The following is a 4,212-nucleotide window of genomic DNA, read 5'->3' on the forward strand; positions in this document are numbered from 1 at the left end:
TTGGCCGCGGACTTGCCCAACTACACGAACATTCGACCCGTACTTCACGTGTCGGAGGTCCTTGCGCACGCGAGGTGACGCCTAACCCTTCACTCGAGGCGACCCTCCACGGCTTGGCACTTGGGCCGCGAGGCGACGGCCCAAGCGCCAACCCGCGGCGGTCGCCTCAGCTCAAACGTTAGGCTTCACAGGGAACACAGCGGAGCCCGAGGTGCTGCTCGAACGGGTCAAAGTCGCGGTCTGAGTGCAAGAGCTCTAGCTTGTCCGCAATGCAGCGCGTTGCGATCACCGTGTCAATCGTCTTGCGCACCGTCAACCCCAGCGCACGGAGTCGGCGGTAGTTGCGCGCGGCCTCAATGGCCACGTCCTGGCCACCAAGTGGCACGAGGGTCAGGTTCAGCAACAACCGGCGAACCTCGTTGAACTCCTTGTCCGTCCCGCAGCCTTGCAGCACCTCGGTCAAGATCAAGTCACCCACCGCGAGCGGCACGGTGCCCAGCAATGTGTCGAGTTTGTCTGCCTGCGGTGTCGGTGTGCCTCGCAGGTAGTCCACCCACACACTCGAGTCCACCAGAATCACTTGTCGCGCCTCATCACATCCAAGTCACCTTGCCACTGAACCTTACCCCGAAGCCGGCGCACCTCGGCCTGGCGGCTCATCTGCAACAGGGTTCGAAGTCCAAGTTCCACGGCTTCCCTCTTGGTCTTGGCTCCCGTGGCCTTCAGCGCCTCAGCCATGAGCTTGTCGTCAATCACGATATTTGTCCGCATGTGTACCTCCTGCGCATTTCATACACATTCTACAGTATGGCGAGTGAAGCCTAACCCTTCACTCGAGGCGACACTCCACGGCTTGGCGCTTGGGCCGCGAGGCGCTCGCTGGCATCATGCACCTCGCGGCCCAAGCGCCACCCCGCGGCGGTCGCCTCAGCTCAAACGTTAGGCCTCACACGGATCCGCCGGCGGCAGCTCGTGACTCTTTGAGTCCACGCAGGTCGTCAAACCCGAGACAAGGCTCAGCAAAGCCATGTGCCGAAACATCCGAACGCTGTTCAACTTCGAGCCGCCAGCCACAGAGCTGGAGATCCGTGACGCCTCACTCCAGTTCGTTCGCAAACTCAGCGGCTTCAACGTGCCGTCCAAAGCTAACGAGGTTGCGTTCGAACGTGCCGTCGAGCAGATAGCCGAGGCTGCAAGAGATCTCATCGCCGGCCTGGTAACCAACGCTCCGCCGAAGAACCGCGAGGTTGAGGCTCAGCGAGCCAGAGAGCGTTCTGTTCTCAGGTTCGGCAGGTAGTCAAGGCGTCAATCGTCTCGCTCCGCTGCAAGGTGAGGCCTAACCCTTCGCTCGAGGCGACCCTCCACGGCTTGGCACTTGGGCCGCGAGACGTTGTGGTCCATCATCCGTCTCGCGGCCCAAGCACCAATCCGCAGCGGTCGCCTCAGCTCAAACGTTAGGCCTCGAATTTCCAAGCTGCAGTCCCTGCGCCTATCGGCAGCTTCAAGTCCGCTGATCCATGGTCTCTGCAGTTCATTGCCCCCAAAGCCGAAAGGCACCTCAGCTCGGAAGGTCGCTGCGCCACGCGTCCACCTCATTCTCGAGCCTCGGACGGTCTGCGCGTTTAGAGGTCACTGAACAGTCATCTTCGGAAGGCTCGTGCCACTCGGAAGGAGCCGCCCGAAGCAACTCCTCGGCTGCGGCAGGCCGCCCGTCGTTCGGCGGGCGGCTCGCCACTGTCGGCACGCGGAAGGCTGGAATTGCCCCTCGCTCCAGCGTTGTATCAATCGCCCGGGAGAAGAGTGAAACTCCGGCGCCAGCCTGGTCCCGTCGAGCGGCCCTCCAGCAGCAGAACAATGCCAGTCTCCTTCTGCCCAACACCCAGTCGCAGTCCCGAGTCGAGGCCTAACCCTTCGCTCGAGCGGACGGCCAACGGCATGGCACACTGGCCGCGAGGCGCCGAGGTACATGTTGCGCCTCGCGGCCAGTGCGCCATGCCGCTGTCCGCCGCTCAGCTCAAACGTTAGGCGGCACAGGCCACGCATGGTGGCTACTCGAGCGGCATCGTGGTCGCTGTGCTCTTGGAAGAGCACAATCACCGCGACTGCATGTCTCTGGAGCCGCAGCATGAACAGTCTTCTACGCCCCGCGCTTGCCTTGGCATTGTCTGCCTTGCCGCTTGCCGTTCACGCCGAGTCGCTACGCTGCAACGGAGTGAGCGCCGTAGAAGGCGACTCAAAGTTGTCCGTCTTCTACAAGTGCGGCCAGCCCTTGCTGGCTGATTCTTTCTGCGCTCCCGTCTTCTACCAAGGTTCCCTTCACCCGGTGCCGGCGCCAATCGCGGGAGCCTTTGTTCCCTGCCAGCCGGTGGAAGAGTGGTTGTACGACAGAGGCCCAGGCAATCTCATGGCCACGGTCCGGTTCCGCGACGGGAAGGTCCAGTCCATTCGCTACAGCCGTCAGCCTCAATGAGGTACGCGGTGCCGCCTAACCCTTCGCTCGAGGCGACCCTCCACGGCTAGGCGCTTGGGCCGCGAGGCCGTGGTGCATATCATCGGCCTCGCGGCCCAAGCGCCAACCCGCGGCGGTCGCCTCAGCTCAAACGTTAGGCCGCATGACAACCATCCTCTCGAACGCCCTCCCAGACTTGGTGGCTACCATTGCGACGGCCCTACGAGGAGAGGGTTTCGCCGTGCAAGCCGACGAACTCACGGCGGCCAGAATCGAGCGGTGGACATTCGACTTTTCCGCAAACGCAGGCTACCTCTATCTGGTTCAGCACTGCCCAGTTCAGCCCGGCGAAACGCCAGCAGCCCGAACGCTTCCCTTCATGGGGGAAGAATGGTTCAACATTGATCTACGCGCCAGCGGTGAAGTCTTCGGCATCGAGTTGCTCTCTCACGAGCAAGTCTTTCACCAGCTTCGGTCGTACGAGACAGGTCATCAGTAGGTGGAGCCGGCATTGGCTGCGCGCGAGCGTGGTTATGGCCATGACGTGCGGCACCAGCAACCGTATATTCATTCATCCCGTTCGAGCCACGGTGAAATGCGGCCTAACCCTTCGCTCGAGCGGACCTCCACCGGCAAGGCGCTTGGGCCGCGAGGCTGTCAAGGCATATCATCCGCCTCGCGGCCCAAGCGCCTTGCCGGTGGCGTCCGCTCAGCTCAAACGTTAGGCCGCAGAGACGACCCACCCCATGCCTCACGCGATCCGTTGTTTGCAATGTGGCGCCGCGCTGCAAGAGGCAGTCGGTCCATGCGTTCACTGCGGCGGACAAATTGAGGTGTCTGTTCAACTGACTGGAGTCGAAGCGCGCGCCGCCCCGGGGAAGGTTGGCACGGTTGCCGATAGCCCTACTCAGCTTGGCGGGCGCGAGATCCGATACACGGCTCCCACCAGCTCTCAATCCAACACTTCATTGGTCGGCGAAGACTTGGTTGCGCAAGTCAAGCCTCCCGTGGACATCGGTCGGCCTGGAGAAGCGAGAGTCCTCGCGTGCCTCGTGGCGTACTTCGCCAGCTGTGGGAAGGTAGCGACCAGCCTCGCCGCTACCGATCACTTGGGTGAGGACGGAGTTCTTCAGATTCTCGGCGATCGTGTCGTTGTCCAGATCGTCACCGTTAGCCCGCTGCCTGCGTTCTGGGGCAGCGTCGCGAAGGGCAGCGGGGAAGTCAAGGCAACACCGAGTGCGGCAGTAGATTGGATTAACGACGCCATCGTCGAGAAGGCGAAGCTGTATGCCAGTGCGGACAAGTTCTCCATGCTTCTTGCTATCGATGTGGTCCACCTCGGCGTACTCGCAAGCCCCGACTTCGCCGCGCGATATCAAGACCGCTACGGTGATCCGTCGGCGAGCTCGGGCTTCGGCGCGGTGTGGCTCATTGGGCCAACCGAGAGGAGCGTTGTCAGCATCGGAAGTAGTCGGTGGTAGCGCGACTGCGGCCTAACCCTTCGCTCGAGCGGACCTCCACCGGCAAGGCACTTGGGCCGCGAGCCCGCCAGTGTCATCATCGGCCTCGCGGCCCAAGCGCCTTCCCGGCGGGGCCCGCTCAGCTCAAACGTTAGGCCCCAGATTCACTACTCTCCACCTGCTATGTCGTACGTTCTCGCAACCACAGAATCCCTTGTCCGCTGGTATCGCTTCGATCCCCAAGGGAAACGCTGATTTATCCGGGCTGACCGCGATGCGCGATGGACGTGGCGGCGGCAGGAT

General features: G+C 62.5%; 6 protein-coding genes. 4 read left to right on the forward strand and 2 right to left on the reverse strand.

All coding sequences use genetic code 11. The features are described from left to right. Window positions 1-178: 178 nt before the first annotated feature. Together vapC and D9C15_RS32620 are read right to left on the reverse strand one after the other, a co-directional pair. Complete coding sequence (gene vapC, locus D9C15_RS32615) at window positions 179-580, reverse strand: type II toxin-antitoxin system VapC family toxin (RefSeq protein ID WP_128003622.1); 402 nt, start codon at window positions 578-580, stop codon at window positions 179-181. Beyond that, a complete protein-coding gene (locus D9C15_RS32620) occupies window positions 577-771 on the reverse strand; it encodes a type II toxin-antitoxin system VapB family antitoxin (protein ID WP_128003623.1) in 195 nt (64 codons plus the stop codon). The genes vapC and D9C15_RS32620 overlap by 4 nt, the downstream gene beginning before the upstream one ends. 256 nt (window positions 772-1,027) lie before the next feature. On the opposite strand from D9C15_RS32620, the gene D9C15_RS32625 reads away from it, so the two are divergent. The 4 genes from D9C15_RS32625 (at window position 1,028) to D9C15_RS32640 (ending at window position 3,930) form a co-directional block, all read left to right on the forward strand. Further along, window positions 1,028-1,297: a DUF2277 domain-containing protein gene (locus tag D9C15_RS32625; RefSeq protein WP_128003624.1), complete on the forward strand. Its 270-nt coding sequence runs from the start codon at window positions 1,028-1,030 to the stop codon at window positions 1,295-1,297. Between the two features lie 828 nt (window positions 1,298-2,125). Continuing rightward, entirely contained in the window at window positions 2,126-2,470 is a 345-nt protein-coding gene (locus tag D9C15_RS34670; protein WP_164886963.1) for a DUF2845 domain-containing protein, read from the forward strand. Between the two features lie 142 nt (window positions 2,471-2,612). Continuing rightward, the gene (locus D9C15_RS32635) at window positions 2,613-2,948 is read left to right on the forward strand and encodes a hypothetical protein (protein ID WP_128003626.1); all 336 of its coding nucleotides are present in this window, start codon (window positions 2,613-2,615) and stop codon (window positions 2,946-2,948) included. A gap of 553 nt (window positions 2,949-3,501) precedes the next feature. Continuing rightward, on the forward strand, window positions 3,502-3,930 hold the full coding sequence (locus D9C15_RS32640) for a hypothetical protein (RefSeq protein WP_128003627.1): 429 nt from the start codon (window positions 3,502-3,504) through the stop codon (window positions 3,928-3,930). The last annotated feature ends 282 nt before the right edge of the window (window positions 3,931-4,212 follow it).

It is taken from the genome of Piscinibacter defluvii, from assembly GCF_004011805.1.
GTDB lineage: Bacteria > Pseudomonadota > Gammaproteobacteria > Burkholderiales > Burkholderiaceae_C > Piscinibacter > Piscinibacter defluvii.

What these genes read in the sequence shown, in the direction of transcription:
- D9C15_RS32625 (WP_128003624.1), top strand. Translation starts at nt 1,028, where the DNA reads ATGTGCCGAAACATCCGAACGCTGTTCAACTTCGAGCCGCCAGCCACA.
- D9C15_RS34670 (WP_164886963.1), top strand. Translation starts at nt 2,126, where the DNA reads ATGAACAGTCTTCTACGCCCCGCGCTTGCCTTGGCATTGTCTGCCTTG.
- D9C15_RS32620 (WP_128003623.1), bottom strand. Translation starts at nt 771, where the DNA reads ATGCGGACAAATATCGTGATTGACGACAAGCTCATGGCTGAGGCGCTG.
- D9C15_RS32635 (WP_128003626.1), top strand. Translation starts at nt 2,613, where the DNA reads ATGACAACCATCCTCTCGAACGCCCTCCCAGACTTGGTGGCTACCATT.